This is a genomic window from Paenibacillus sp. B1-35 (assembly GCF_050474385.1).
In the GTDB taxonomy this organism is placed as follows: Bacteria; Bacillota; Bacilli; order Paenibacillales; family Paenibacillaceae; genus Paenibacillus_B; species Paenibacillus_B alvei.
In genome coordinates, this window is sequence record NZ_JBCHVJ010000001.1 from 1348294 (window position 1) to 1375019 (window position 26726).

Annotated in this window: 22 protein-coding genes and 1 pseudogene; 6 read left to right on the top strand and 17 right to left on the bottom strand. The window is 46.3% G+C overall.

All coding sequences use genetic code 11. The annotated features are described in order from the left end of the window. Positions 1-77: 77 nt before the first annotated feature. Both ACQ5BJ_RS05795 and ACQ5BJ_RS05800 read right to left on the bottom strand, forming a co-directional pair. On the bottom strand, positions 78-1307 hold the full coding sequence (locus tag ACQ5BJ_RS05795) for an endonuclease Q family protein (protein WP_430109054.1): 1230 nt from the start codon (positions 1305-1307) through the stop codon (positions 78-80). 4 nt (positions 1308-1311) lie between these two features. Further along, entirely contained in the window at positions 1312-1893 is a 582-nt protein-coding gene (locus ACQ5BJ_RS05800; protein ID WP_268599706.1) for an NUDIX domain-containing protein, read from the bottom strand. 94 nt (positions 1894-1987) lie between these two features. On the opposite strand from ACQ5BJ_RS05800, the gene ACQ5BJ_RS05805 reads away from it, so the two are divergent. Then, the gene (locus tag ACQ5BJ_RS05805) at positions 1988-2176 is read left to right on the top strand and encodes a hypothetical protein (protein WP_005546778.1); all 189 of its coding nucleotides are present in this window, start codon (positions 1988-1990) and stop codon (positions 2174-2176) included. 170 nt (positions 2177-2346) lie between these two features. Here the strand turns inward: ACQ5BJ_RS05805 and ACQ5BJ_RS05810 are convergent, their stop codons facing one another. After that, positions 2347-3477 carry a M20/M25/M40 family metallo-hydrolase gene (locus ACQ5BJ_RS05810; protein ID WP_268599708.1) on the bottom strand — a complete coding sequence of 377 codons (1131 nt, stop codon included), beginning with the start codon at positions 3475-3477 and terminating at the stop codon, positions 2347-2349. An 80-nt stretch (positions 3478-3557) separates the two neighbouring features. On the opposite strand from ACQ5BJ_RS05810, the gene prli42 reads away from it, so the two are divergent. Beyond that, on the top strand, positions 3558-3659 hold the full coding sequence (gene prli42 / locus ACQ5BJ_RS05815) for a stressosome-associated protein Prli42 (protein ID WP_005546772.1): 102 nt from the start codon (positions 3558-3560) through the stop codon (positions 3657-3659). Positions 3660-3788: 129 nt separating this feature from the next. Here prli42 and lipB read toward each other — a convergent pair whose 3' ends face one another. From lipB to lpdA, 5 genes are all read right to left on the bottom strand, one after another. Next, positions 3789-4505, bottom strand: a complete 717-nt coding sequence (gene lipB / locus ACQ5BJ_RS05820; protein WP_005546771.1) for a lipoyl(octanoyl) transferase LipB — start codon at positions 4503-4505, stop codon at positions 3789-3791. Between the two features lie 41 nt (positions 4506-4546). Beyond that, a complete protein-coding gene (locus ACQ5BJ_RS05825) occupies positions 4547-5935 on the bottom strand; it encodes a dihydrolipoamide acetyltransferase family protein (RefSeq protein ID WP_262866603.1) in 1389 nt (462 codons plus the stop codon). Between the two features lie 86 nt (positions 5936-6021). Then, positions 6022-7005 carry an alpha-ketoacid dehydrogenase subunit beta gene (locus ACQ5BJ_RS05830; protein WP_197266730.1) on the bottom strand — a complete coding sequence of 328 codons (984 nt, stop codon included), beginning with the start codon at positions 7003-7005 and terminating at the stop codon, positions 6022-6024. After that, on the bottom strand, positions 6996-8027 hold the full coding sequence (locus ACQ5BJ_RS05835; protein WP_005546764.1) for a thiamine pyrophosphate-dependent dehydrogenase E1 component subunit alpha: 1032 nt from the start codon (positions 8025-8027) through the stop codon (positions 6996-6998). The genes ACQ5BJ_RS05830 and ACQ5BJ_RS05835 overlap by 10 nt, the downstream gene beginning before the upstream one ends. A gap of 185 nt (positions 8028-8212) precedes the next feature. Next, entirely contained in the window at positions 8213-9640 is a 1428-nt protein-coding gene (lpdA, locus tag ACQ5BJ_RS05840; RefSeq protein WP_430109059.1) for a dihydrolipoyl dehydrogenase, read from the bottom strand. 178 nt (positions 9641-9818) lie between these two features. Between lpdA and ACQ5BJ_RS05845 the strand changes: the two genes are divergently transcribed. Further along, positions 9819-10208, top strand: a complete 390-nt coding sequence (locus ACQ5BJ_RS05845; protein ID WP_268599712.1) for a DUF2627 domain-containing protein — start codon at positions 9819-9821, stop codon at positions 10206-10208. 423 nt (positions 10209-10631) lie between these two features. Here ACQ5BJ_RS05845 and ACQ5BJ_RS05850 read toward each other — a convergent pair. After that, positions 10632-11813: pseudogene (locus ACQ5BJ_RS05850) on the bottom strand (VanZ family protein); the annotation flags it as partial. A gap of 213 nt (positions 11814-12026) precedes the next feature. On the opposite strand from ACQ5BJ_RS05850, the gene ACQ5BJ_RS05855 reads away from it, so the two are divergent. Together ACQ5BJ_RS05855 and ACQ5BJ_RS05860 are read left to right on the top strand one after the other, a co-directional pair. After that, complete coding sequence (locus ACQ5BJ_RS05855; RefSeq protein WP_268599714.1) at positions 12027-12152, top strand: hypothetical protein; 126 nt, start codon at positions 12027-12029, stop codon at positions 12150-12152. Positions 12153-12174: 22 nt separating this feature from the next. Further along, positions 12175-12474 carry a hypothetical protein gene (locus ACQ5BJ_RS05860; RefSeq protein WP_262866602.1) on the top strand — a complete coding sequence of 100 codons (300 nt, stop codon included), beginning with the start codon at positions 12175-12177 and terminating at the stop codon, positions 12472-12474. 158 nt (positions 12475-12632) lie between these two features. Here the strand turns inward: ACQ5BJ_RS05860 and ACQ5BJ_RS05865 are convergent, their stop codons facing one another. The 5 genes from ACQ5BJ_RS05865 to ACQ5BJ_RS05885 all read right to left on the bottom strand — a co-directional run bounded on the left by ACQ5BJ_RS05865 (position 12633) and on the right by ACQ5BJ_RS05885 (position 21142). Continuing rightward, complete coding sequence (locus tag ACQ5BJ_RS05865) at positions 12633-14495, bottom strand: hypothetical protein (RefSeq protein WP_268599715.1); 1863 nt, start codon at positions 14493-14495, stop codon at positions 12633-12635. A gap of 15 nt (positions 14496-14510) precedes the next feature. Beyond that, on the bottom strand, positions 14511-15773 hold the full coding sequence (locus ACQ5BJ_RS05870) for an efflux RND transporter periplasmic adaptor subunit (RefSeq protein ID WP_268599716.1): 1263 nt from the start codon (positions 15771-15773) through the stop codon (positions 14511-14513). Continuing rightward, on the bottom strand, positions 15770-18877 hold the full coding sequence (locus tag ACQ5BJ_RS05875; protein WP_262866600.1) for an efflux RND transporter permease subunit: 3108 nt from the start codon (positions 18875-18877) through the stop codon (positions 15770-15772). The genes ACQ5BJ_RS05870 and ACQ5BJ_RS05875 overlap by 4 nt, the downstream gene beginning before the upstream one ends. 182 nt (positions 18878-19059) lie before the next feature. Beyond that, positions 19060-20463: a HAMP domain-containing sensor histidine kinase gene (locus ACQ5BJ_RS05880; RefSeq protein ID WP_005546743.1), complete on the bottom strand. Its 1404-nt coding sequence runs from the start codon at positions 20461-20463 to the stop codon at positions 19060-19062. Beyond that, a complete protein-coding gene (locus ACQ5BJ_RS05885; RefSeq protein WP_005546741.1) occupies positions 20456-21142 on the bottom strand; it encodes a response regulator transcription factor in 687 nt (228 codons plus the stop codon). The genes ACQ5BJ_RS05880 and ACQ5BJ_RS05885 overlap by 8 nt, the downstream gene beginning before the upstream one ends. Positions 21143-21560: 418 nt before the next feature. On the opposite strand from ACQ5BJ_RS05885, the gene ACQ5BJ_RS05890 reads away from it, so the two are divergent. Beyond that, entirely contained in the window at positions 21561-21791 is a 231-nt protein-coding gene (locus ACQ5BJ_RS05890) for a hypothetical protein (protein WP_005546738.1), read from the top strand. Between the two features lie 669 nt (positions 21792-22460). On the opposite strand, the gene spo0A is transcribed toward ACQ5BJ_RS05890, so the two are convergent. The 3 genes from spo0A to recN all read right to left on the bottom strand — a co-directional run bounded on the left by spo0A (position 22461) and on the right by recN (position 26725). Then, a complete protein-coding gene (gene spo0A, locus ACQ5BJ_RS05895) occupies positions 22461-23285 on the bottom strand; it encodes a sporulation transcription factor Spo0A (protein ID WP_005546736.1) in 825 nt (274 codons plus the stop codon). A gap of 229 nt (positions 23286-23514) precedes the next feature. Further along, positions 23515-24879 carry a SpoIVB peptidase gene (gene spoIVB / locus ACQ5BJ_RS05900; protein WP_268599717.1) on the bottom strand — a complete coding sequence of 455 codons (1365 nt, stop codon included), beginning with the start codon at positions 24877-24879 and terminating at the stop codon, positions 23515-23517. A gap of 121 nt (positions 24880-25000) precedes the next feature. After that, complete coding sequence (recN, locus tag ACQ5BJ_RS05905) at positions 25001-26725, bottom strand: DNA repair protein RecN (RefSeq protein WP_005546731.1); 1725 nt, start codon at positions 26723-26725, stop codon at positions 25001-25003. Position 26726 lies beyond the last annotated feature (1 nt).

Below are 26726 nucleotides of genomic sequence, written 5' to 3' on the forward strand. Positions count from 1 at the left end.
CTTTCTAGTAGGTTACAGTGACGAATATCTCGTCCATCCAATTTATGCTCCAGCTCGTCCATTTATGATTTTGAAATCTATTCCCCGGCAATTACTTTGCCATAAGTCCCGCCGCCTCCGCTTTGCAGAGATAATTGTCCGCTACGAGCAAGCACGATAAGCTCTGCCGTTGCTTGTCCAACTACTTGCTTGAGTTCTTCTTCCGTGGCATGATGCAGGACGTTCATCTCTGTTCCAAAATGCCCCAGCAGCTTAGCCAGCGTTCGCTTCCCTACGCCAGGTATGAACTCGAGCGGAATTTGCATACAGTATGGTGGGCGGTGAGCGAGACATGTCGCTTCGCGGTCAGCGATAGATTGAATCCGATCCGATACACCGCGAATAAACTTCTTTGAGCCGCACTTCTCACAGATAGGCTGTACTTCACTTAAAGTACCATCGATAACGATCCCATCCAGGACATGACCACAATTGGCACATGACGTACGATGATATTTTCCAAGACGAGGATTAAGGCCGTAATTGGCTGTAACCTTGCGCCCCGCTTCGCTACGAAGCGCCATTGCCCATTCCTTGAATGTAGGAGATGCCATGGCAAGTGCATTATATTCCCTTGCGATTTTACTTAGAGAATGCGCATCCGAGTTCGTCAGAAGCGTAAAGCGATCCAATTCAGAGATACAGCTTGCCATTTCCGTATCGGCACTCAATCCAAGTTCTACAGCGTCTATCAGCTCTAAATCCAGTATGTCGGCCATTCGATCTGCGCAATTCCCATATATGCTCTTATAAGGAGTAAATACATGTGCAGGCACGAACAAACCACCATACGCCGCCGTTTCTTCTTGCAGGGTACGACCAGACAAATAAACACGCTGCGACGATAAATTCATATTCGTTACATGAGGTGCAAGCCAGCTTGAGAAGCGCTCCATTGCATTTATGTTCGGCAAGTAACAGAGCACATGGGCGATACCATATCCTTCTTCACGGATCTCTAGCTCCGTTCCCAAAAACAAAGTTGTATCCTTGTACCGAATTCCTCCGTCGGCAAGCTCCTCCATCTCCCCCTTATCGAGAAGTGCCGAGATATCCCGCAGAACACCCGGCGCATGGGCATCGATGATGCCAATTAAGTGGACTCCTTTGCGTTCCGATGCCTCCTGTGCAATTGCCTCAAAGGTTAAATTGCGGCTGGCGCTTATTTTAACAGGCCGTCCATCGGACGTGCTGCCAATATGGATATGGAAATCCCCATACATCGTATAAAGCGCATCGTTTGGCTTGCTTCCTGCTGCGTTGTTCATTTGCTTACACCGGCCACTTTCCAGTCAATTTGTAAATTTGCCACGCATACATCGCATTGATTGTCTTCGCATCACTAATACTCCCATCACGCATCGCATCGAAAGCCTCTTCTAAGGTCATCGCGCCTACCTCAAGGAACTCATCCTCATCTGTATGCGCTTCACCTGCTGTCAATTGCTCTGCTGCATATAAATAAATGATTTCATCTGCAAAGCCAGGCGACGTATAAAAGGAGCCTAATGGAATAAGAGTATTCGCTCGATATCCCGTCTCTTCCTCGAGTTCTCGCATCGCTGCCTCTATTGGCTGCTCGCCCGGATCAAGCTTGCCAGCGGGAATTTCAACCTGATTGCGACCAAGCGGTTTACGATATTGCTCGACAACGAGCATTTTCTCCCCTTTGATAGCTAGCACGGCAACTGCACCAGGATGACGGACAATCTCTCTTGTAGCAGTTGATCCGTCTGGAAGCTTAACCGTATCTACTTGGAGCTTAATGATTTTTCCATCAAATATGGACTTGGTCTCAATTGTAACTTCTTCCAGGTGATTGCATGTCTGTATCGGTCTTTGATGTTCATTCATATTCTCTTTCTCCTTTATGTCATATTCCCGTTCACTAGAACATACTCATTATATCATTACGGCTTGTCCGATTCGATCCGGGAGTGATGCATGAATGCAGCGAATATATCAAGAACAAGAAATGCTGCTAGTAGGTAAGAAGCAAGAGGTAATGGTTGAGCTGCGCCGCCTCATGATGCGCCATGGAGGCAACACTTCAATATCAGAGCTGGTTCAACAGCAAGCGAACCGTGGAAATTTCAGCAAAAAACAAATTGCCTTCACCTCTTACGATGCAAAATAACTCTTCAACTTATGCGCAAAGTCTCTAAATACCAAAAAGCCCTTGTTCATGATTCTCATTGAACAAGGGCTTTACTATTCTAATTTTGAGGCAGTCAATTATGCTTTTCTTACCTAATGGTAGATAGCATGGCCGCATCCATCAAAAAGTCGTATTCCATGAGTAATGTGTTATGCTTGTGCAGCTTGTTGAATAATGGCTACAACTAATTCGCTTGTTTTCACCAAGTCGGATACGTGAATACGTTCTTTCGTTGTATGAATGTCCAAGTATCCTACCGCCAAGTTTACTGTCGGCACACCCATGCCATTGAAGATGTTCGCATCGCTGCCACCGCCCGAATGGAACAAGCGAGTCGTTGCACCGATGCTTTCGATTGCCCGCTTCGCAAGCTGTACGACTTCATCCTTCTCTGTAAACTGGAATGCAGGATACACAATATCACTATGGAACTCAGCCTTTGCTCCACATTCCTCAGCTGCGCTCTCGAGCGCTTCCTTCATTGCCTTCGCTTGAGCCTCAACTTTATGCTGTACGATACTACGCGCTTCCGCATGCAGCTTCACATAATCGCATACAATGTTTGTTGCGCCACCACCTTCGAATTTGCCGATATTAGCAGTCGTTTCGTGGTCAATGCGGCCAAGCGGCATTCGGGAGATCGCTTTGCTGGCAACTTGAATTGCGCTGATGCCATCTTCCGGATTCACGCCCGCATGAGCGGACTTGCCGAATACTTCCATCGTAATTTTGGCTTGTGTTGGAGCAGCTACCGCGATCGCTCCGATTTCACCGTTAGAGTCCAGCGCATAACCGAAATCAGCCTGCAAGTGGCTACTGTCCATTGCACGGGCGCCTACAAGACCGGATTCCTCACCAACTGTAATGATGAATTGAATCGTGCCATGCGGCGTATTCGATTCTTGAATGAGTCGGATAGCTTCGAACATCGCAGCAAGCCCTGCCTTGTCGTCTGAACCAAGAATTGTCGTGCCGTCGCTGCGGATATATCCATCCTCACCAAGCTGTGGTTTAATGCCATTACCTGGTGTAACAGTATCCATATGAGAAGTAAAGAATAAACGCTTTGCATTCTCTTGTCCTTCTGTAGCTGGCCAATTCACTATCAGGTTGCCTGCCCCATGACCGGTTTCAGCTGTTGTGTCGTCTTCCGATACCTGTAAGCCAAGCGCCTCGAATTGCTGTTTCAATGCATCGCAGATCGCGCGTTCGTTTTTTGTCTCACTATCAATTTGAACCAGTTCCATAAAATGCTTTACAAGTCTTTCTTGTTGAACCATATCTCTTTCCTCCAAACGATTATTTAATGTACAATAGAGAATAACTCATGATTTAATGATGAAAGGAGTTCTCTGCCCTCATGCAATCCAAACGATGGTTTAAAATTATTATTTATGTCATGCTCGCCGCGATGCTCGCATCCACCGTGCTTGTGATTGTCGAGCCATTCATATATGGCTAGTGCTTCAAGCAGAATAAGCTGGGGCCACATAGCTGCATCGATCAAGCAACCACATAACCAGAATCAAGTTGAACGGCTACGGGACAAGCCATGCGAGAAATCGCATGGCTTGTTCTAACTTGCACCCTCTTACACCGACAACGACGTATCCATCTGAGCCGCTTCGAATCCGAACACATGAATAAGATGTGGCAGCAACAATTGACCCACTTGCTCAACGGTAAAGGATTGTCCTGTACAGTCCTCTAAAGAAGTTACTCCGTATTCACTAATTCCACACGGAATAATGCCTGAGAACCCTTCATGCTGAATACCACTCTTCACATTCAGTGCAAAGCCATGGCTAGTTACAAAACCACGACGGTGTCTGCATTTATTAAATTTCACACCAATCGCCGCTATTTTAACATTGCCAACCCACACACCGGTATACTCTGGCTTCCGGGTTCCTGTTACACCGAATGTTGCAAGAAATTGAATAATAGCTTCTTCAAGCGATCGCAAATAACCATGAAGATCTAATTGAGGCCCATCCAATAGCACTAACGGATAGCCAACAAGCTGGCCTGGACCGTGATATGTAATATCCCCACCGCGATCAATCTCATACAGCGCTATCCCTTGACGTTCAAGTTCATCCTTGCTAAGCAGCAAATGCTCAGGATGACGCTGAGAACCGATTGTATACGTAGGCGGATGCTCAAGCAGCAGCAGCGTATCCTCTCTCGTTCCATCATCAATGGCACGGACGAGTTTTTTTTGTAAATCCCATGCTGCGCCATAATCGATGCGATCCATGTACGTTACACGAAGAGCCTTGTCCAATTTGTTCCATTCATTACTCATTGTTATCACGCTTTCTTCTGTCGATTCGTGCTGATCTTATTTTAATACACTTTCGTGTCCAATGAGAAGCCTTCAAGATTTTCTTTTACACGCTGCAAAAATCTTCCGCAAATTACGCCGTCGAGAATCCGATGATCCAAAGATAGACACATGTTCGCCATGGAGCGAACCGCAATCATATCATTAATGACGACAGGCTTCTTCACGATCGATTCGAACGTAAGAATCGCGGCTTGCGGATAATTAATAATCGGATACGATAGAATGGAACCGAATGAGCCAGTATTGTTCACCGTAAATGTTCCGCCCTGCATATCATTCGGAGATAATGTTCCTTCTCTCGTTTTGCGTGCCAGCTCATCAATTTCTCTTGCTAAGCCCGCAATATTTTTTTGGTCTGCCTTCTTAATGACAGGCGTCAATACCGAATCTTCCGTACCTACAGCCAAAGACAGGTTAATATCGCGCTTCACGATAATTTTATCGACAGCCCATACTGAGTTCATAATTGGGTAATCCTTGATAGCATTAACAATCGCCTTGAGTACGAATGCCAAATAAGTCAGGTTAATGCCTTCCTTGCGCTTGAATTCATCCTTAATCTTGTTGCGAAGCTGTACGAGATCCGTTACATCGACCTCAATAGTCGTCCAAGCATGCGGTATTTCAGAAACACTCTGACGCATGCGTGTCGCAATTGTATGCCTAATCGGCGTTACGTCAATGAAGGTCTCTCCATTGCCTGCTTGTCCGCTGCCCTCAATTTCAATAGAAGGAATGCGCGGTGTTTCAGTTAAATGCAGCCCAGTATGGCGTACAGGCCCACTAGCTTGCTGAACAAAAACAGATTGCGGCATGGCAGCTCCGCCAGATATCCCCATACTTGGCGCTGCAGTTGGCACGTTGCCTACCGAGCCCGCAGATGCTGGCCCCGAAGGTATTACAACTGCTTCTCCGCCAGCTTCGATCGCCGCCATAACATCCTTGCGTGTAATACGACCACCCAATCCAGAACCAGCTATACGCTGCAAATCAATGCCATGCTCCTGAGCAAGGCGCTGTACAGCCGGTGAATAGCGATTGCGCATATCCTGCCCAGTGTGATTGCCTTGAGCATTTGCTGATTGCTGAGGTTTCGGCTCAGAGACATTTGTTGCAGACACTGGTGCAGATGCCGCTCCTTGCGGCTCAACACGGCAAATTACCGCGCCAACTGCAACTGTCTCCCCTTCGTGAGCTACAATCTCGCGCATAATTCCTGCTTCAGTTGCAGGCAATTCCGCAACTACCTTGTCCGTAATCACCTCACAAATCGGCTCATATGCATCAAAGGCATCACCAGGACGTTTCAGCCATTTGCCAATCGTCGCCTGTACGAGCGACTCCGCCAGTTGCGGCATTAATACTTCTGTTCCATGATTTGAAGACATCGTTTCACACTCCCGTTCTGTACGGCCTGGAGAGAAGCTCTAAAATTAGAAAATAAGCTCCTCACCTCTGGCCGTCTGCCATTCAATTAGAAGATCGCCAATTGGCGCATCGCTTCCTTCACTTTGTCCTTGCTTAGCATGAAGAATTTCTCCATCGGAGGACTATAAGGCATTGCTGGCACATCCGGTCCGCACAAGCGTTGAATCGGTGCATCGAGATCGTAGAGCAGCTCTTCTGCAATAATCGCTGCTACCTCCGCCCCTACGCCACCAGTCTTGTTATCCTCGTGAATAATGAGCACCTTGCCAGTCTTCGATACAGCCTCGAGTATCGCTGTACGATCAAGCGGTTGAATCGTCCGTAAGTCCAGCACATGCGCACTGATACCCTCCTTCGCCAATTCATCCGCAGCCTGCAGTGCAAAATGGACGGGCAAGCTGTATGCGATAACCGTTAAATCTGTTCCTTCACGAACTACGTTCGCTTTGCCAATTGGCACTATATAATCGTCAGCCGGAACCTCTCCTGAGATCATCCGATAGCACTTCTTGTTCTCAAAGAAAATAACCGGATCTGGATCACGAACCGCTGCCTTCAGCATTCCCTTCGCGTCATATGCAGTGGCCGGAGCTACTATTTTTAATCCCGGTGTACCGAAAAATACCGATTCAGGGCATTGGGAATGATATAACCCTCCCGCAACGCCCCCCCCAATTGGAGCACGTACAACAAGTGGACAGGTCCAATCATTGTTCGAGCGATATCTGATCTTCGCCGCTTCACTAATGATTTGGTTCGTTGCCGGGAACATGAAGTCTGAATACTGCATTTCCGCAATCGGCTTCATACCGACCATTGCTGCGCCAATAGCAACACCTGCAATTGCTGATTCAGCAAGCGGAGTATCAAGGGCACGAGCTTCACCAAACTGCTCATATAGACCTTTCGTCGTAGTAAAAACGCCGCCCTTCACACCGACATCCTCACCAAGCACGAATACGCTCTTATCTCGCTCCATTTCTTCCTTCATTGCCAAACGAATTGCATCAATGTATTCCATTACTGCCATGTTCCTTGACCCTCCTCCCCGTAAACATGCTTCAGCGCTTCTTCTGCTTGCGGGAATGGCGCCTGTTCGCCATAAGAAGTTGCGTCGTCAAGCACAGCCTTCAATTCAGCACGCAAGGCTGCATCCTCCTCTTCCGACCATATACCGCACTCCATCAAGTATGCCTTGAAGCGAGGAAGCCCGTCCTTCTTGCGATGCTCCTCCACTTCTTCCTTTGTACGGTATGCCATGTCATTGTCTGAAGTGGAATGTGGAGACAAGCGGTACATGACTGCTTCAATGAGTGTAGGCCCCTCGCCTCGAACAGCACGCTCACGTGCTTCCTTCACAATCCGGTATACCTCAAGCACATCACAACCGTCAACCTGAACTCCAGGGAAGCCGTAGCCTAAAGCCCGATCGCAAACCCGACCTGCTATTTGCTTCGCAATCGGCACCGAGATGGCGTATTGATTGTTCTCTACCATAATGATCGTCGGCAGCTTGTGCACACCGGCGAAGTTGCAGCCTTCATGGAAGTCGCCTTGGTTGCTTGATCCTTCTCCAAGCGTTACGAAGGATACCGCATCCTCATTGCGCATTTTCGTGGCTAGTGCGATACCTGCCGCATGTGGAACCTGTGTCGTGACTGGACTTGATCCTGTTACGATCCGCAGCCGCTTGCAGCCAAAGTGACCTGGCATTTGGCGTCCTCCGCTGTTCGGGTCGCCTGCCTTGCCGAATAATGCTAGCATAAGCTCACGTACAGTCATCCCAACCGACATCACAAATCCATAATCCCGGTAATATGGCAAGAAATAGTCTTTCTGATGATCAAGTGCAAATGCTGCGCCAATTTGCGCTGCTTCTTGGCCAATCCCTGATACATGGAAATTAATTTTGCCGGCACGCTGCAGCAAAAGCGCACGTTCATCATACATCCGCGCTTGAAGCATCATTCGGTACATTTCCAATGCCTGCTTATGGGACAGACCAAGTTCTTCATGTCTCGTCAGTTGACGAGTTGTCATATCTGGTGTCATGGAGTCATCCTCCTTTATTGTTGCATCATTCGTCCTTATCCTGCCGCGTAGAGCAGGTAAGAGTACCATTGCAGTCAGGATAATGAACAGTGGTCAGTTATCTAATACCAGGTACTAAGACTAGAGCCTAAAAACTATTATACTCTGAACATTCCCAAAAGAAAACGTCAGACTCCTCGCATCCTTTATAGATTTAATGCGCGACCATCAACAGCAAGCATAGCTTCGCCCATAATCTCACTGAGAGAAGGATGCGGGTGAATAACCTCTCCTACTTCCCACGGTGTAGCATCCAGCCACTGGGCAACCGCGGCTTCGCCGATCAATTCTGTAGCATGAGGCCCAACGATATGTACACCGAGCAGATCATTTGTGCTCGAATTTGCAATTATTTTCACGAATCCTGACGTATCACCTTGTACGATTGCCTTCCCTATTGCCTTGAAAGGAACTTTACTCGTCTTAATCGAATATCCAGCTTCGACTGCTTCCTTTTCTGTCCATCCAATTGATGCTGTCTCTGGAGAAGTGTAGATACAGCGAGGAATACGGTGGGAGTCAATGGTGTATTGAGCCTCGCCGCATAGATGACGAACTGCCAATATCCCTTCAGCAGATGCTGCGTGTGCAAGCTGGAGTCCCCCGATGACATCGCCAATTGCGTATATGTGGGATTCATTTGTCTGCATATATTCATTAACTGTAATTCGGCCGTTACTGTATTCGATACCCGCATTTTCCAATCCGATGTTCTCGATATTGGCCTGTCTCCCAATACATACAAGCAGCTTGTCTGCAGTTATGTCTACTGCTTGCCCCTTCGCAGTGATTTGGAGCCTTACTTCTCCTGTATCTGAATCTATCTGAACCTTCTCAGATTCTACAATTGCATCTGTATGTATACGCACTCCACGCTTTGCCAGCTGCCGCTGAAGTTCGGTTGACACATCCTTATCCTCTTGAGGTATAAGATGAGAAGCAGACTCGATAACTGTAACCTCTACGCCAAAGTCTATCAGCATAGAAGCCCATTCTACCCCGATAACTCCTCCACCTAGTATAGCCACCCGCTTCGGCAGTTCATCCCACTCCAACGCTTCGTCTGTCGTCACTATAGATGGATGATCCACGGGAAGCCCCTGCAGCTTGCGCGGACGTGAGCCTGTAGCAATGATGACATAGTTCGGAACGATCGTAATCGCTTCTCCGACTTCACATTCCACAGCAACCGAGCCGCTCTTCGGTGAAAAGATAGAAGGCCCCATAATGCGTCCTACCCCACGAATCACTTCGATATTGTACTTCTTCATTAAAAATTGCACACCATTATGAAGCTGGTCAACAACCTTCTGTTTTCGAGCCTGTACCCGATCGAAGTTCAACCTCATCCCTTCAATTTCGACGCCGAATGAAGCTGCTTCTCCTGCTTGACGGTAAATCTCCGCACTTCGAAGCAGCGCCTTGCTAGGTATGCATCCACGGTGCAAGCAAGTTCCTCCCAGCTTCTCACGTTCAATGACAGCGACTGATTTTCCTGCCTGGGCCGCCGCTATTGCAGCAATATAACCCCCAGTTCCTCCTCCCAAGATCGCAACATCTACTTGTTTCGTCATGCAAGCAACTCTCCTTTTCGTTCAATTTCCGATGGTTCTATTGTACTCCCTTTTCTTTGCGCCGCAAACATGACAACTGTCATTCTGTTCAGTTCTAAGAGAGGAAACATTAGACAAGTAAGCGCAATCAAGGTAATATTAAGCTAACTTACATAGATGTGAGCAGGTGAAGAACATAATGAAGCAAACCCATGTTATCACTCGATTTATTGCGGTTCTGCTCCTGGCCATTCCGGGAGTTATCGCGACAAGCGGCTTTCTGCTTATGAAAAATGCGATATTCGACTATGTGGTCGATCACGGAAATGACAAGCTGACTGCCCCCGTATTCCAATGGGTGCCCTTCACCATTGGTCTGCTGCTATTTATTCTAGGCGTAGGCTTCATTGGAGGCTGGATATTTTATCGTGACCGTAAGCGCAATTATGTGGCCACACGCTTCCGTGAGAAACGTCCTAAACCTCCATCCCTCCGACCAGGTGTGAAAACTTCTGCAAAAGGTGGAGAGCAGACTTCGAGTATATCCGGACTACAAGAAGAGCGCACGAATCACTCTAGTGGTTCCTAATTCGGTCGGTAACACATTGTATTCGTTTACACGATGAATTCAGAATAAAATTAACTACATTTGCATGAAAAAGGGCCTCTATTATCACTGTTTTGTGACGATAGAGGCCCTTGTTATTGGTATTTATTCTTCTTTCTTAGCCAGCTTTTCCTTCAAACGAGCAAGTTCCTGGTCAACCAGTTCACGTGCATCAAGTGCAGGTGCTGGCTGTGATGGAGGCTCTTGCCGTTGGGGTGTGTTCTCTTCCTTTTCCGAGGATCCAAATCGCTCTGATGCGTCCGTCGCTGTAAGCAAATCTGTATCCATGGACTCTAACTTGTGCTTTCTCTCATGTCCTTGCTCAAGTACAACTCCATCTTCTGCTAACGTCGATTCGACCGACGAAGGAGCATTAGATGATGCAGATCCTCCAACTCGATCTTTTTGCATCCGTTCAGGAATTGTAATCACATTCCGAGTCCGGCTTATTTTCTCATAGAACAAACGTTTATCCTTCTTGAACATATGAAGAAGCAAATGCAGGAATAGTAATCCATTAAAGCCCACCCACGCGATAAAGACAAGCACCGTTACAATTGGATCCATCGGATCCATTGCTTCATTAAATCGCATAACATAACCAAATACGTAATTGATGCCGCCTACACCGAAATAAAGTAATCCGTAACGCTTCATCAACCCCATAAATGTAAGGGTTCGGGTCGAATTGTCTATATCATCTTGAACAAGATGGATGCGTGTCACCCATTTGCCAAATGTTTTTCCATCGGTAAACAATGGAATGATGACGAAATACACAAGAATACCTGCCGCAAGATAAAGCATATTGAACTCACTCAACTGGAAGTTAATACTTTGTTTGTCTCCGTAGACAAGTGACCGGTATACAATGTACATACATCCCATAATGATGGATAGCAGCGTCAAATCTAGCCATGCAGCAATGCCTCTGCGAATGAATCCAACAGGCTTTTTGGTCAGATCGATATGATCATCAAGCTGATGCGAGCGCGGCAGGAAGTATGTAAATACTGGCGCAAGCAAGAATCCGACAATTCCGCCTAAGGTGTTCAAAATCAAGTCGTCCACATCGAATAACCGATACGGACAATCGTAGATACCGTACAAGCCTGTTCGCTGTGTAACCTCGAAGAACAAGGAGACGAAACATGCAATTGCGGTCGTTTGCAAAAACGAGCGCCGGTAATAGTAGCGCATATATACGCCAAGCGGAAGTGTTAGTACCACATTGAAAGCTGCTTGGATAAATGCTCTTTCTTTAAGAAGCAGTACATAGGTCGTTGGATGCGACCATTCAACACGGGATTCCTTCACAATGTCTCGGACGAATTGGAATGGGCGCAGCTGTTCAAATACAGCACCGGCTCGATCCAAGCAATTATGCACATTTTGTGGCAGTGGCAATATGACCAAATAATAAGCAGATATGAAATAAAGAAGCATGGAGTAAAGCACCATGGCGCGAACCTTATTCACATATCCATATTTTCGATATTGCACAATAAGAAACGGCAGTGTCAGAAATAGTGCCGCTATCGGGAATGTAATAAAAGCAAACTTAATGGGAAATAGATATGCGTTCATTTGAAACCCTCTTTATATCTGTAGTCGCATTCGTAACTTTAACGATAATACCACCAAAAGTCAACGAGTTGAGAGCCAATTTCCACATTACATTTTTGTAAGCCTGCATACGAAACGGTTCCAATGCAGATTAGGCCGAACTGCTGGAACCTTTCCCCTCCGACCTGATTACAATAATCATGATAACATGTCGTGGATCAAGGAGAATATGTTATGGCGGCGGAAGATGATAATCATCGAATTATATTACTAATTGTCCTCATTGTAGTGTTCGTATCCTTTGCGTTTGGAATCGTGAAAGGAACTGGAGAAGAACCGGCAGAAACAATAATACCGTAATCTGACAAGAGGGTGAGTGGCTGTGTCCTTTTCGAGTAACAATCAAAAGAAATCAAATGGAAACGGAAACGGTAACTCTAAAAAAAACAGTAAAAAAAAGGCCAACTGCCCTAACTTAAGCATTGACCAAATTGCAGTTATCGCTGCATTACTAACGAATTCCTTGAAGGTACAATCTGTTCTCGTAGACCGTGATCAGGCAGTTGAAATATTGCTCGTCGGCTCTCTTCGCAAAAAAACACAGATGGACAATCTGCTCGATCAAATAAGCGATCTGTCGGTCGGAGATTTCCTCGAAAGCTTAAAAAGATTCGGCGAATAACAGGTCTATTTAGGTATTTCTTCACGTGGACAAGTGTTGGCGCTCAAATGAGAACCTCTAAACCTCTATTGCTCCGTCAACTTTTATTATAGAAATTCAAAGCAGGGTTAGAGCAGTCTTGCTTCTCTAACCCTGCTTTATTATTATGCTTCAAACGATCAACTTCGTATGACTTTACCCAAGAATCTCTTCACTGGCCCATAAGGCGTATCAAGCATTTCATAGAAGCTGACCATAACCGGATACTTCACGCCTATCATATCAATGTTCTCAAAAATGATGTTCTGTTCCCCTTCCCTCAACAACGGTTCTTCAACCAGTGAGAACAGTTTAGAACCGAGCATACGTCCGCTATGATCAGTTAACTCCAGCTTGATTTTTGACAAGCTTGGATCAGTCATGACCTGCTTCGCCCGATCAATATTCAGCTTCAGTCTTAAGGCATATGCTGTCGACCCAGCCGTGTCAGAACCGCCTCGCAGCCATTTTCCTTCCCAATCGTTAATCTTCAACTGGAATGGATACATATCAAACAGCAAGTCGCCTGTAGTATCGTAGCTCGTCTTGAATCGGAACGTATCTACTATGAAAGGATAGTCCTTCTCTTCACGATTGTCTATGACATGCAGCAAAAATTCTGGCTCCTTCCCGACATCAGGCAATACGAACATATGTGACTCGACAACAGCAGCATTCGGAAGCAGCGATTTTTTGTCCACCTTGGTACCTAGGCGTTCACCGCCAAATCTAGAGCCATTCTTATCCTCTACCTCAAATTGATAAGAAGGTATTGTGACCGAGGAACTGCTTTTATTTTCGAATTTGAAACGAAGAAGCAGAGCTTTGAAGCCAGCCTCTTTGTTCTCAAGGAGCGTTTCCTCTTCCATCGATACATTCAAACCTACCGGGAATAATTCCGAAGCGTCACTGAAACTAAGCTGATCCCTCAGTCTATAATCGGTCGGTACGACTTTACTCGTTCCTTGATTCGGAATGGTAATAAAAAGGCGGCCTACTTGATAGGTTGCTGCTTTGGTCGGATCAGTTGAGCCAGGTGGAAGGAATGACTCGGACGTTAAAAGCTTCAAGCCTGTGAGCACTGTATTCGGCCCTGTCTCTACCGCGTATCGGAGCGTTGCGCTTTCACCCGGCATAAGCGATTCAGGAGCCTTTCCCAGCTTTTTGCTCTGATATAGATCGTTATTCGACCATGCTGTCAGCTTAATATCAGGCACATTTTCGCGTATATTATTCCTATTTACGACACGGAATGTAACGACGTGAACCGTCTCCAGTTTTTCTTTGAATCGTTCTGCTGTTTGCGCTGGTTTGCCTGAGCTTTTCATTATACTGATCGGCGTGTACGTAAGCATTGATGATTTCGACAATGATTGCAGCTGGAAAGGCTGCCCCCACTCCTTAATCATGGAGGGGTCAGTAATTGGAGAATAATCATTCTCCCATGCAGGCTGCTTTATATCCATTACCGTGACGATGGTTTCTTTTTTTGGATATACCTCACGATTCACTTCCTTCCATATAAAGCGGACAGGAGTGGCTGTATCATCTGCATCTGCAACTACATTGCTCATCCAGCGCAACTCTGCCACCTCGCCCTGAGACAGCACCCGTACATTGCTCTCGCTAGCTATCATTGCATATTCCTTCTTGTTGTCCATCTGCACATATAGTTCGTAATCGGGCATCCGAAGCCTTTTTCCTGACTCATTTTTGACCTTCATCGTGGTGGCAACCTGCTTCCCTTTGTCCGTTACACTGTTAATCACATCAGTTAGTTCGATCTTTACTCGAAATCTATTTTTCCAGTAATCCTGAGCCTTCGGCACCTGCTTCTGAATAGGCTTCGTAGTAATGGCGTTTGAAGGCGATTTAGCCGGATTCACTGTATTAGAAGGCTTGCCTCCTTCCTTCACAACGGCGAGTGCACTAGTTGGTAGCGTACCGATAATCATTCCGCACAGTGCGGCAAAAGCAATAGCCTGAATTGTTTTCTGCTTCATGTCACGTCAACCCCTCTACTTCACAAGCCGCACCTGTTGTTTGTCCTTCAACTGGTGCTGGCCTGAGATAATAATGGATTCTCCCTCCTGCAATCCTTCAACTACCGGATATATTGCATCCTCCAGCGTGCCAAGCGTAACAGGACGCTTGATTGCCGTACCATTTTGGTAAATGAATACAAAGGCTGAGCCTTGCTCTCGTACGACAGAAGTTGACGGAACCACTGGCACTTTGCGCTCATTTTCTCCTGCCAGCACGATCTGAACCTTCATGCCCGCTTTCAATTCGAGTTTCGCATTATCTGCCATTAGCTCTATCGCATACGTCCGTGTATCCATATCCATGACAGAAGATAAATATGAAATGGTTCCGGAATAACTTTTCTCCGGCTTACCCGACATGTAAAATGTCAACTTCTTTTTCCCTTTAAGCAGTGGCAGCATATCTTCCGACAATTTTCCTTGGACTCGTACAGTATGCACGTTCGCTACCCGGCCCAGCTTCGTGCCTGGCGCCACATTCATCCCTGCAACAGCCGTCCATTCCGTCAAAATGCCATCAGTCGGTGCCTTAACCTCAGCATCTGCAATCGCAAATTGCGCCTCTTTCAATTGGTACTCCGCTGCCGAGATTTGCTCCTCTGCGCTTATATCCCCTGTAAGTCTTCCTGCTGTATCCAGCTTCATTTTCAATACTTGCAGATCAAACTTGGTATTTTTAAGCTGGAGTTCTGACTGTTCGACAGCCGCCTTTTCCACGGTGCCCTCATCATATCCGTTTTTCAGCTTATTGAGTGCCTTTGTCTGTTCTTCAATCTGTTCCTCCAGTTTTGTCATCGATAAGCGTGTTTCATTCAAGTCGACACGTTTAGTGGCACGAGAAGTTTCCAGCAGCTTGTTGGCGTTTTGCAACGCTTGCTCAGCACGATTTTTCTGAGAAATCACACGCGCCACATCTGTTCGAGCGATCACTTCTCCATGCTTCACCTGATCCCCGCGCTTCTTCTGCACCGCAACGACTTCTCCACTTCCCTTTGCTACGATGTCTATCGTAACAGACGGAACAATATCGGCGACAATCTCAGGTACAGCCCCCATTGTGCGCTTTGTCACTACGGCCGTCTTAACCTCTCCTACTGTCGATTTCGTCTGTTGTTCATTTATCGCTTCGAGTCCATCCCCCGGCTCCGAAGCAGAGCAACCGGCCACTCCCATAACCGTACCCGCAAGCATCAACATAAGCAGTACTTTCATGCTCCTTACATGTGCTTGATTCATGATGAAGTCCCCTTCCCTTCATTTGGCAGCGCCGAGCCAGTTCCAATCTGATCAAGCGGCTGCATTTTGTTTTTATGGCGCCGGGCAATCATATCGTAAATGATCGGAACCACGATAAGAGTAAGCAATGTAGACACCGTTAAACCACCGATTACGACAACGGCTAGACCACGTGATATAAGGGTTCCGTGTCCGAAACCAAATGCCAGTGGAAGCAGTGCCATAATCGTGGCTCCTGCCGTCATAATAATTGGCCGCAGGCGTGACAGTCCAGCCTCAATGAGAGATTGACGGATATCTAATCCTTGTTCTCTTAGCTGCTGTGCCTTATCAATAAATACGATCGCGTTTGTCACCACGATACCGATCAGCATCATGAAGCCGATGAGAGAAGTAATATTGATCGACTCATTAGTAACGAACAGTCCAAGTACGCCCCCAATGGCCGCAAATGGCAAGGAAAACATAATCGCAAATGGCGCGGTCGCGTTACCGAACGTAAGCACCATGATCAAGTAGACAACAAAAACCGCTGCGACCATGGCCACGAACAATTGGCTAAAGCTGTCTCCTATATCCGCGCTAACACCTGTTACAGAGCGTCCGACGCCTTCCGGGAGCTGAATAAGATCCAATTCAGCAGCCACCTGCGCACTGATTCCGCCTTTGTTCTGACCGATGATTTTGGCCGTAACATTGATAACCTGCTTTTGCTCATCGCGTTTGATAGAGGCAGGCGACTGTATTCGTTTAATATCCGCAATGTCCGCCACTGTTACGGTATCTTGTGTCGGTGTTCTCAACTGAATAAGACCTACTGCGCTCAAATCATTGTGCAGCCCCTTTTCCGTTTCTACTACTGTAGACAGCAGCCCTTCCTGATATCGATATTCACCAATCTTATCCTGGAACAGCCACGTTTGGAGCGTATTCTGTACGACAGCTGGGGTCAAGCCGAATTGTCTGGCCTTACGCGGATCGACGTTAATTACAACTTCTGATGACGCTTCACTTAACGTATCCTTGATTTCGGACAGCTCCGGAAATTGCTTCATTTCCTGCTTGATAATTGCTGCGGCCTGTCTTAGCTGTACAGCATCTTCACTAGACAATACATAAGTGAAATCAGGAGCAGCGCCCGCGTCTCCAGTCAAAGTACGGGTATCCAGCTCTGAGCCTGCTGGCATGAACTTTTCCAGCTTCGCTTTATATTCGCGCTTCACTAAATCCACATCAGCCTCTTCATTCACTTCTGTGTATATTTGAGCCATATACGGCATCGGATTTGGATCTCCACCATAACCGACCAACGTTTCAATGAACGTGAACAATGGGCGATTCTGAGCGTCCTTAGCGGCACGCAGCTCCGCCTCTAATTGTTTCATCACACTGTCCGTTGCCTTTAGGGAATTCTCATAGGGAAGCTTAATTGTAAAGAAGAACTGTCTCGGTGGTTTCCCTTCTGGCATGAAGGTAAAGGAAAGCTGTGGAACCAGCGCTACCATTGTGACGATGAATAGCAAAATCGAAATAAATAATGTCTTAATGCGGTGATTGAGCGACCATTCTAAAATTCTTCGGTAGCCAAGCGTGATTCGAGACGGCCTAGCATGCTCGTGACCCTTGACATTAGCCTGCTTCAATACAAGCAGCTTTGCCAGCATCGGAATGACCGTCAAAGCGACGAGGAGTGATGCCATTAAAGCACATGCCAAAGTAATGGCAAATGGGCGGAATAATTGTCCTACCGGCCCGCTTAGCATGCCAATCGGTGCAAAAACACCTACCGTTGTAAGAGTGGAAGACGTAATGGCATTGGCCACTTCCTTAGTCGCAATCGCAATAACCGATTCATTGCGCTCCTCGGCCCGTTGCAGCTTGGAATAAATATTCTCGATAACGACAATGCTGTCGTCAACAACACGCCCAATCGCAATAAACAAGCCACCAAGCGTCATGATATTTAGGGAGATGTCCATCCATTTCATAAGCAGAAGTGCAATAAGTACGGAGAGCGGGATGGAGACAAGTACAATTAGGGTCATGCGCATATTTCTCAGGAAGATCAAAATCATAAGTGATGCAAGCAAAGCCCCAACTAATCCCTCGCGCACAAGACCACCTATTGATTGCTTCACTTCGTCTGCATAGTTATATATTTTCTTAAAGGTTACACCTTCGAGCTCTGATTTCCATTGTTCCATTAAATGATCTGCCCCAGAGGAAAACTCGACTGCATTAGCGCCGCTTGCCTTATATAGCAAGATACCGATAGCTGGTTGATCATCCAGCCTGGCCATGAACTTGGATTCTGCAATTTCGGCAATCCGGCCCAGTTCTCCCAGCCGTAAGTTTTCTCCTTGCGGTGTCTGAAATGAAATATCCTCCAACTGCTTGATGCTGGATAACCCATTATTCATGCGAGCCAATAATGTATTACCATCCAGTTCCACCGTCCCAGCAGGCCCTGATGCCAAAATATTGCGCACTGCTTCCGACACCTGTACAGGCGATAATCCATATGCCCGCAGCCGCTCTGGAACGAGTTTAATATTCAACTGTGTACTTCTGGCACCGATAATATCCATATGATCCAATCCTCTTAATGCTTGAAATCCAGGCTTAATCGTCTTCGTAAAATGCTGCTCCAATTGAGATTGCGAGATTCCTCCCTCTCCATACACCGCTAAATAGTATGAGGGAATTGAGGCCATTCCAAGTGTGGACACACGTGGGCGCTCTACACCAGAGGGAAATGCAATGTCTTGAATTAAGCTTTCGATATCGTCCTTTTTCCGTTCCGGATTCACGCCTTCCTCAAACATTACAAAAATGGAGGCGGTCTGATCGCTGGAGGTCGATGATATTGATTTTACTCGTTCCAAGCCGGAAATCTTTTTTTCAATCGGCTTCGTCACCTGCTCCACTACGTCTTGCGGGGGGGCCGCATATTGGGCAGTCACCATGACTACCGGGAACGAAATGTCGGGCATGTTGTCTATTTTCAGTCCTGTCGCTGCATAAAATCCTCCCCCGAACAGCATGGCTACCATAATAAAAACCGCAGCCACATTTTTCATAGAAAAACGAATCAATGAATTCATAATGGCTCTCTTTGCCTCCTCCTTTACGACACCATCTTCCCATGCGCTGGCTTAGAATATACCCTAACAAGGAAATATGAACGGAGTATGAACTGGGAGAATATTGCACAAAAAATTTTTAACCGGATTTCATGCAAAAAAGCCATATCTACGGTTCTCCGTGTCTATGGCTCGATTCAATTCTATATATAAGAGAGTTCATGTCTGCTTTTTCCAGAGACCATCTCTGGTCCAATTTGTAATGCTATCTTTACCTTCGTTCCTTGACCAATACTGCTCACCAGCTCGACTGTACCATGATGAAGGGAAACAATCTTATATACGATGGCCAGTCCCAAGCCACTGCCGTTGCCGTCTCTTCGACGAGAACGATCCGACTTATAGAAACGTTCGAATACTCTGCTCATATCCTGCTCAGGGATACCGATTCCTGTATCCTGGATACTTACTTCAATTGCACCATCTGCCGATACGGACAAGGTAACGGTAATCGATCCATGTTCAGGAGTAAACTTCATGCTATTGCCTATGACATTCATCCACACGAGACTTAGCAGATCTTCATCCGCAACAATTGTGACTGGCTCCAGATGCAATTCCATCTGCAGCGACTTTGCCTTCCATTGTGGCTCACATGCTACTACAATCCTACGCAGCTGTTCATCCAGCGAGTAAGCCCTCATATTTACTGGGTGGTGATCCGACTCAAGTGAGGCAAGCTGCAGCAGATTTTCACTGACCCGAGACAACCTTTCACTTTCCGTCATAATAATTTGCAAATACCGCTCTCGCTTTGGTTCAGGAACCACGTTATTTTTCAGCGCTTTAGCGAAGCCTAGAATGGAGGTTAACGGAGATTGAATCTCATGCGATACATTCGATACGAAATCCTGCCGCATCTGTTCGAGCTGATTCAACTCTTTCGCCATATTATTAAAGCTATCCGCCAGCTCGCCAATTTCATCCTTACGCTTGATGCGAAGTTCTGTCGTAAAATCTCCCTTGGCCATTCTCCTTGTTGCGGCTGTCATCCGCTTAACCGGAAGAACGACATATTGCGCTGCAATAACAAAACAGATGCTTCCCACCACCAGCACCACAACCAGAACCATAAGTATAAACCGACCGATGATATCCATACCGCCAATTGACATTTGCATAAATAATGCCTCTCGCTCGTTATCGACCTGAATCGGAATTCCGATAACCGGCTCTTGCTCAACAGTGTTTGAAATATCACGAACTCTTTCTCCAGCGAGCACCTTTGCGAGCTGTTCCTCCTTGATCGAATAAACCTTTCGATGCTTGGGGATACGATGAAAAACAGTCTTTCCTTGGCTGTTCATAATATGAACCTGATATGTATCGAGCGATTGAAGCGACATCACATAATTCTCGAATTGCTCGGCAGACATGGTTGATCGCAATCTCGCCAAATCCTCGCCAAGCTTCGTCAGCTCACGATAAGATACCTCCTCCATCTCCTTCTGAAACAACAGTCCAGACACAGAAAATGCGGCTATTATTCCAATGATAAGCGCCACCATGAAGGTAAGCACAACTTGGACATACAAGGTTTTAATCATGGGAAACCTCGATTCGATATCCGAGACTGCGGGCAGTCACAATATTGAAGATCTCCGAGTAGTCGGCAAAGCGCTCGCGCAGCCTCTTAATATGTACGTCTACGGTTCGATCGTCTCCGGTGTAATCGATGCCCCATATATCGTGTATAAGCTGTTCCCTCGTTAAAATTTGTCCAGGGCAGCTTGCTAGCTTAAAGAGAAGCTCAAATTCCTTCAACGGCAATGTAATGGCTAATTCATCATTCTCACTCATCACTTTGTAGCTGCTTCGATCCAACCGCAGAGGTCCAAGCTGTATGACCTGCGAGAATGCGATCCGGTAACGACGCAGCAGTGCCTTGACACGCATAACCAGTTCCATTGGATCAAAAGGCTTTGTCATATAGTCATCGGTTCCTAATTGGAACCCTCTTACCTTCTGCCCCGGTTCCCCCTTTGCCGTTACCATAAGAATTGGGAGATCCGGATATTGACGGCGCAGTTCAGCGCACAACTCCCAACCATCCATAGATGGCATCATGATGTCCAAAATAACAAGATCCACACGTTCCGTGTCCATATGCCGAAGCGCCTCTATCCCATCCCGTGCTTCAATGACATGAAATCCTTCTGCTCGGAGATATAATCCTATTAGTTCAACTATATTTTCATCATCATCTGCAACCAATATTGTTCTCATGACAAAATATTCTCCTTTGAATTGGAACATATTTCAATAAGTTAATTGTAATATATCACCACTCCATCTTCCATCCTTACCTTACAATCTGTTAAAAAAGCGTCTCCCTGTACGGCAGACGCTTTTTCTCTTTTACGTTTGTGTTTTTTGTAAATTCTAATCTATGAAGGATGAGATCTCTCCAGCGCGGATTCTCTTGTCTCAATCTCCGCGAGAGTCCTTGCGATTTGCTCGTTAACGCACGGAGAATTTCCATTTGCTGTATTCGATTACAGACGAGATTACCGCGGCAAGCTCCGCCAGTGAATCGGATATATCGATAGTGCATTCGATAAGTTAGCGTATTTTTCATAAACTCCCCCTTTAAAGGACTTATTTCCCCTGTCGTGAATATTCATCATAAAAGGAGGTGATCGATTTGAAACCCGTTGACAAAATTTCAGGAAACACAGCGTTTAGACATCCAACGCCTGACTACGTGATCTCAACACCTGAGTATACAGAAGACGCAATAATAATAACGACTACATACTCAGACGGTACAATTGCTAAACGCTACGACTACAAAGACGGACGGCCATCGAGCATTCACGTAAACAAGCCTGTTTTAATTGATCCAGAAACAGGCGAAGCTCACGTCGCAAAGTAACAATACTCTTTCGTAAAACGAAACCGGCTGAGGACTCTTTATCAGTCGGTTTCAACCGTTCATTAAACACAACATTCGTAGCATTCCTCTTTCTGTTTTTTCCGACCTCTTTCACATTCTCGTCTCCCCTTTCACAAGAAAAAGAAAAAGCCCACGGCATATATTCGTGAGCTTGATCGATTGCTATTCGTTTATTTTCGAGAGCAGCGAGAGCTTCTAACTAGCGAAGTTCTATGTTATCCTCGGCGACCATCTTAACATTCTCGGCATTTCGAACATGACAAGCCTTCACGCTAATACGCTCGGCAAAGATAAGATATATAGTCCATCAATACTCTTACTCGCATCGTTTTCATCGCTAGGAATATATCATGTTTCAATCTGCACGCGGGGGAATAGCGCATTTCTATTCCGATGCGCTATATTAAATCTTATTTGTAAGTCTAGATAAGTTATTTTCCAGCCATATTAATGTAACGCTCGGTGATTGCGGACACGGTACTTGTTGACATGAATGATTGCTCTAACCCTTATATTTCCCCCGCGCCCCTATCCTTCCCTACACGTATGACCGGACGGCTGTTCAAGCGATAATCAAGCAGCTTACTGGATATACTTGTTCGCGGTCTGGCGAGGTACGGCGAGATAATCAGCGATTTAACCTATCCGTTAACTTACCTTATGCTCAATTCTCAGCTTGTCAGCAACCATCGCGATGAATTCACTGTTCGTAGGCTTCGACTTGCTGATGTTGATTGTGTAGCCGAACAGGCGGCTGATGCTGTCAATATTGCCGCGTGTCCAAGCCACTTCAATAGCATGACGAATTGCTCGTTCAACACGGCTCGGTGTCGTTTTATATTTCTCCGCAATTGCTGGATACAACGTTTTCGTGATTGAGCCCAAAATTTCGATGTTGTTGTACACCATCGTAATAGCTTCGCGCAAATACTGATATCCCTTAATATGCGCAGGAACCCCGATTTCATGTATGATCGACGTGATGTTCGCATCTAAATTTTTGGATTTACCTAACGGTACGACATTCGACTTCGAAGCGGATGACGTCATTAAATTACCAGCGGAGCCGCCAGTGACTGCCGTATTGGATGAAACACCAGCCAGCTGTCTGATCCGATTCGCCAAAATGTCCATATCGAAAGGCTTCAGTATGTAATAGGATGCACCAAGTTGAACCGCACGTTGCGTAATGCTTTCTTGCCCGAAGGCTGTGAGCATAATGATCTTCGGTTGCGGGGACAGCTCCATATTGCGCAAGCGCTCAAGAACACCCAAACCATCCAAATGAGGCATAATAATATCGAGAATGAGCACGTCAGGCACCGCTCTCGTCTGCTCAAGGAATTGGAGCACCTCTTCACCATTATAGGCGACACCAGTGACGACCATGTCGTCTTGTTCGGATAAGAAATCAGCCAACAAATTTGTAAATTCTCTGTTGTCGTCCGCTAACAATATTTCGATCTTTTGCAACTTGGGATCCTCCCTTGTCAAAGTTTCACACAACGATAGTAACCGTTTTGGTATTTATCGCTTCCAGATCATATTATTCGACATCAAAGATGAAATTCCTTCTGTCGAAAACTTTTTTCTTTATTTTTTAAATTTTTTCTATTATAATTAATAATTTGTCCAAGAATCCAACAGTTTTCGAAATCATTCGTATCGTTTCGACATATCCTGATGATTGCGATGATTACGGTTAAAATAAAGAAAAAGAAGGATCACGATTAACGTGAACCTTCCCTTGTTCATTCATAGATTGTGGTGTGGCCAGAACAACTCCCGCGTCCTGCAGCATCCATTCGATGAAGCATCCATAGCCGGAGCTTGGATCGTTCACAAATACATGCGTAACTGCACCAATCAATTTCCCATCTTGAATAATTGGGCTGCCGCTCATCCCTTGCACAATGCCTCCGGTTTTTTGCAGCAGGCGTGGATCTGTTATACGAATAACCATTCCTTTCGTCGCAGGAGCAGATTGCTTCGTCACATGGACGATTTCAATTTTGTATCGCTCCACCTGCTGGCCATTGACAACAGTCAGCATTTCAGCAGGCCCGACCTTTACCTCTTCGCGAAATGCAACAGGAATCGGTTCTTTATATACACTATGTTCAGGGTTCGATACCATCTTGCCAAAAATACCAAACGGAGTATTGCGTTCAATATTACCTAACACACGACTTTCCTTAACAAATTGAGCACGTTTTTCGCCTGGCTCTCCATTTTGACTTTTCGAAATGGACGTTACATGGGATTGAACAATTTCACCTTGTCCCACTACAATCGGAGTCTGTGTATCCATATCCGTAATAATATGGCCCAGCGCACCGTACACGCCTTGATCTGGCGCATAGAAAGTCAAGGTACCGACACCAGCAGCAGAATCACGGATATATAAGCCAAGCCGCCAAGTTTTATCCTCTTGATCATAAGCAGGCGTCAGCTGCGCCTTTACTTCGGAATCACCGCGCCGAATAACAAGATCAATAGGACGTTTGTTCTCTCCAGCTTGCTTTACAATATCCGCAACCTTGCTTACATCGTTCAATCGTGTGCCGTTCATACTCATAATCAGATCACCAAGTCGAACACCTGCTTCTTCTCCTGGAGATACTTTGCGCTCATCCTCGATCTTAACAAGGTGATGACCGACAACGAGAATGCCTGCTGACTTTACCTTAACGCCAATCGTTTGGCCTCCGGGAATAACACGCAGATTCGGTACCACATTCACTTTCAGTGTTTTGAGCGGTATACCACCGAATAGCTTTAATTTCAGCTCTGCTTGACCAGATTGTGCAGATTGCAAAGAAATTGGACGATTTGGCGACAACTGAAATGTAGGCCGATTCTCGCCATTCACACGCAAAATATCCGGCCGATCCACCGTAGCTGAAGCCGAAACAGGCATAACGAGATCGAGCTTCGTTTGCTGTCCTTCAAATAACCTCAACTGATTCGGCAGTGCCGCGTACGTGCGAAATGATGTTGTGGTGGTGCTTAAGCATACAAGAATGACGAGCATTAGGCCAAGCAGTCGTTTGACGTTGGGGTTCAAAGGTGGTCACACTCCTTTGTTTACGGAAGCTTGACGAAAAGAGACGTGCCCATTTCGTAACTTTAAGGTATCCCCGGCCCCTACGTTTTATAAGTGAAAATGATTCCTCAATCCCTTGTATTTACGCACCTTTTTGACGTTCAGCCAATTCAAGCATTTCTTGAGCATGATGCAAGGTTGCTTCCGTTACTTCTACCCCGCCAAGCATGCGTGCGAGCTCCGCAATACGGCCTTCGTCCTCCAATTCATGCACCTGCGTGGATGTTCGCTCATCCCGAACCTGCTTCTCAATGTAATATTGATGATCAGCCATACATGCAACCTGAGGAAGATGCGTAATAGCAAATACTTGCCCGCTCCGGGACACCTCAGCAAGCTTCTCAGCAATCGCTTGTGCAGCGCGTCCACTTACACCGGTATCCACTTCGTCGAACACAAGTACTGGAATGCGATCAACCTCAGCGAATATCGTTTTCATGGCGAGCATAATACGGGACAACTCGCCCCCAGATGCAATCTTATGGAGTGGACGCAGCGGCTCACCAGGGTTCGGTGAAATCAGAAACTCTGCATCATCCCATCCGTTTTTCGTGAAGCGAACAGACACGCCATCGACTTCATGCCCGCCTTGCCCATCCTGCAGTCGATCCAAACGGACATCAAGCCGAGTACGTTCCATATGAAGATGCTGCAGTTCCGCCTCAATTCGCTTCGTCAATTCCAGTGACAGCTTACGTCGAGAATCACTAAGCGCTTGTGCCCGCTTCGCAAGTTTGCCAAGACGCTCTTGTGTTTCGGCTTCCAGCTTCATTATCCGCTCATCCTTATGTTCGAGCTTGTCTGCTTCTGATTCAATCTTGGCCAAATATTCAAGCATTTCCTCAACGGTCGAGCCGTACTTGCGCTTCAAGGAAGTCAAATGATCCAACCGATCTTCAATTTGTTCGAGACGTTCAGGATTGAATTCAATGTTTTCTCGATAATCACGCAGCTGATAAGCCGCATCTTCAAGCTGATAGTAGGCGTTTTGCATTTGCTCGATAATCGGCTGGAATTTCAATGTATCGTACATGAGCACATCTTCAAGTTTGGAGATCGCAACACTGACGGAATCCATCGCACCTTGGCCATATAGGCGTTCATAGGATTCATTCACATGATCCATAAGTTGCTCCGCATTGGCTAGTTTGCGCTTTTCTTCCGATAATGATTCATCTTCACCAATTTGCAGCTGAGCATTGCGCAACTCCTCAATCTGGAACCGATACAGATCAAGCATTTGGTAAGCTTGCTGGCTTGTTTCCTTCAACTGATTTAGTTCATGCTGCAGAGCCATAAAGCAGCCGTAATCATCACGATACTTACGCTTGAGTGTCGCTACCTCTTCACCGCCATACGCATCAAGCCAATCCAAATGCCGCTCAACCTTCAATAAAGATTGGTGCTCATGCTGCCCATGAATATTAATAAGCAGCTCGCCAATTTCACGCAGCATGGTCAGATTGACCATTTGACCATTGATTCTGCACAAGCTCTTGCCTTGTGCAGTAAGCTCTCTTCGAATAATGAGAAGCTCTTCACTGCTTCCTTGAATCCCTAAGCGGGATAATGCCTCCCATACTGGATGATCATCTGCAAGATCGAATGATGCCTCCACCTCTGCACGATCACATCCGTACCGCACAAAATCGGAGGATCCTCTTGCTCCTCCGATAAGGCCTAAAGCATCAATAATAATCGACTTCCCTGCGCCCGTTTCCCCTGTCAGAACATGAAATCCACGATGAAACCGCAGCTGTACCGATTCAATGACCGCCAAATTGCGGATGGATATAGCTACTAGCAAG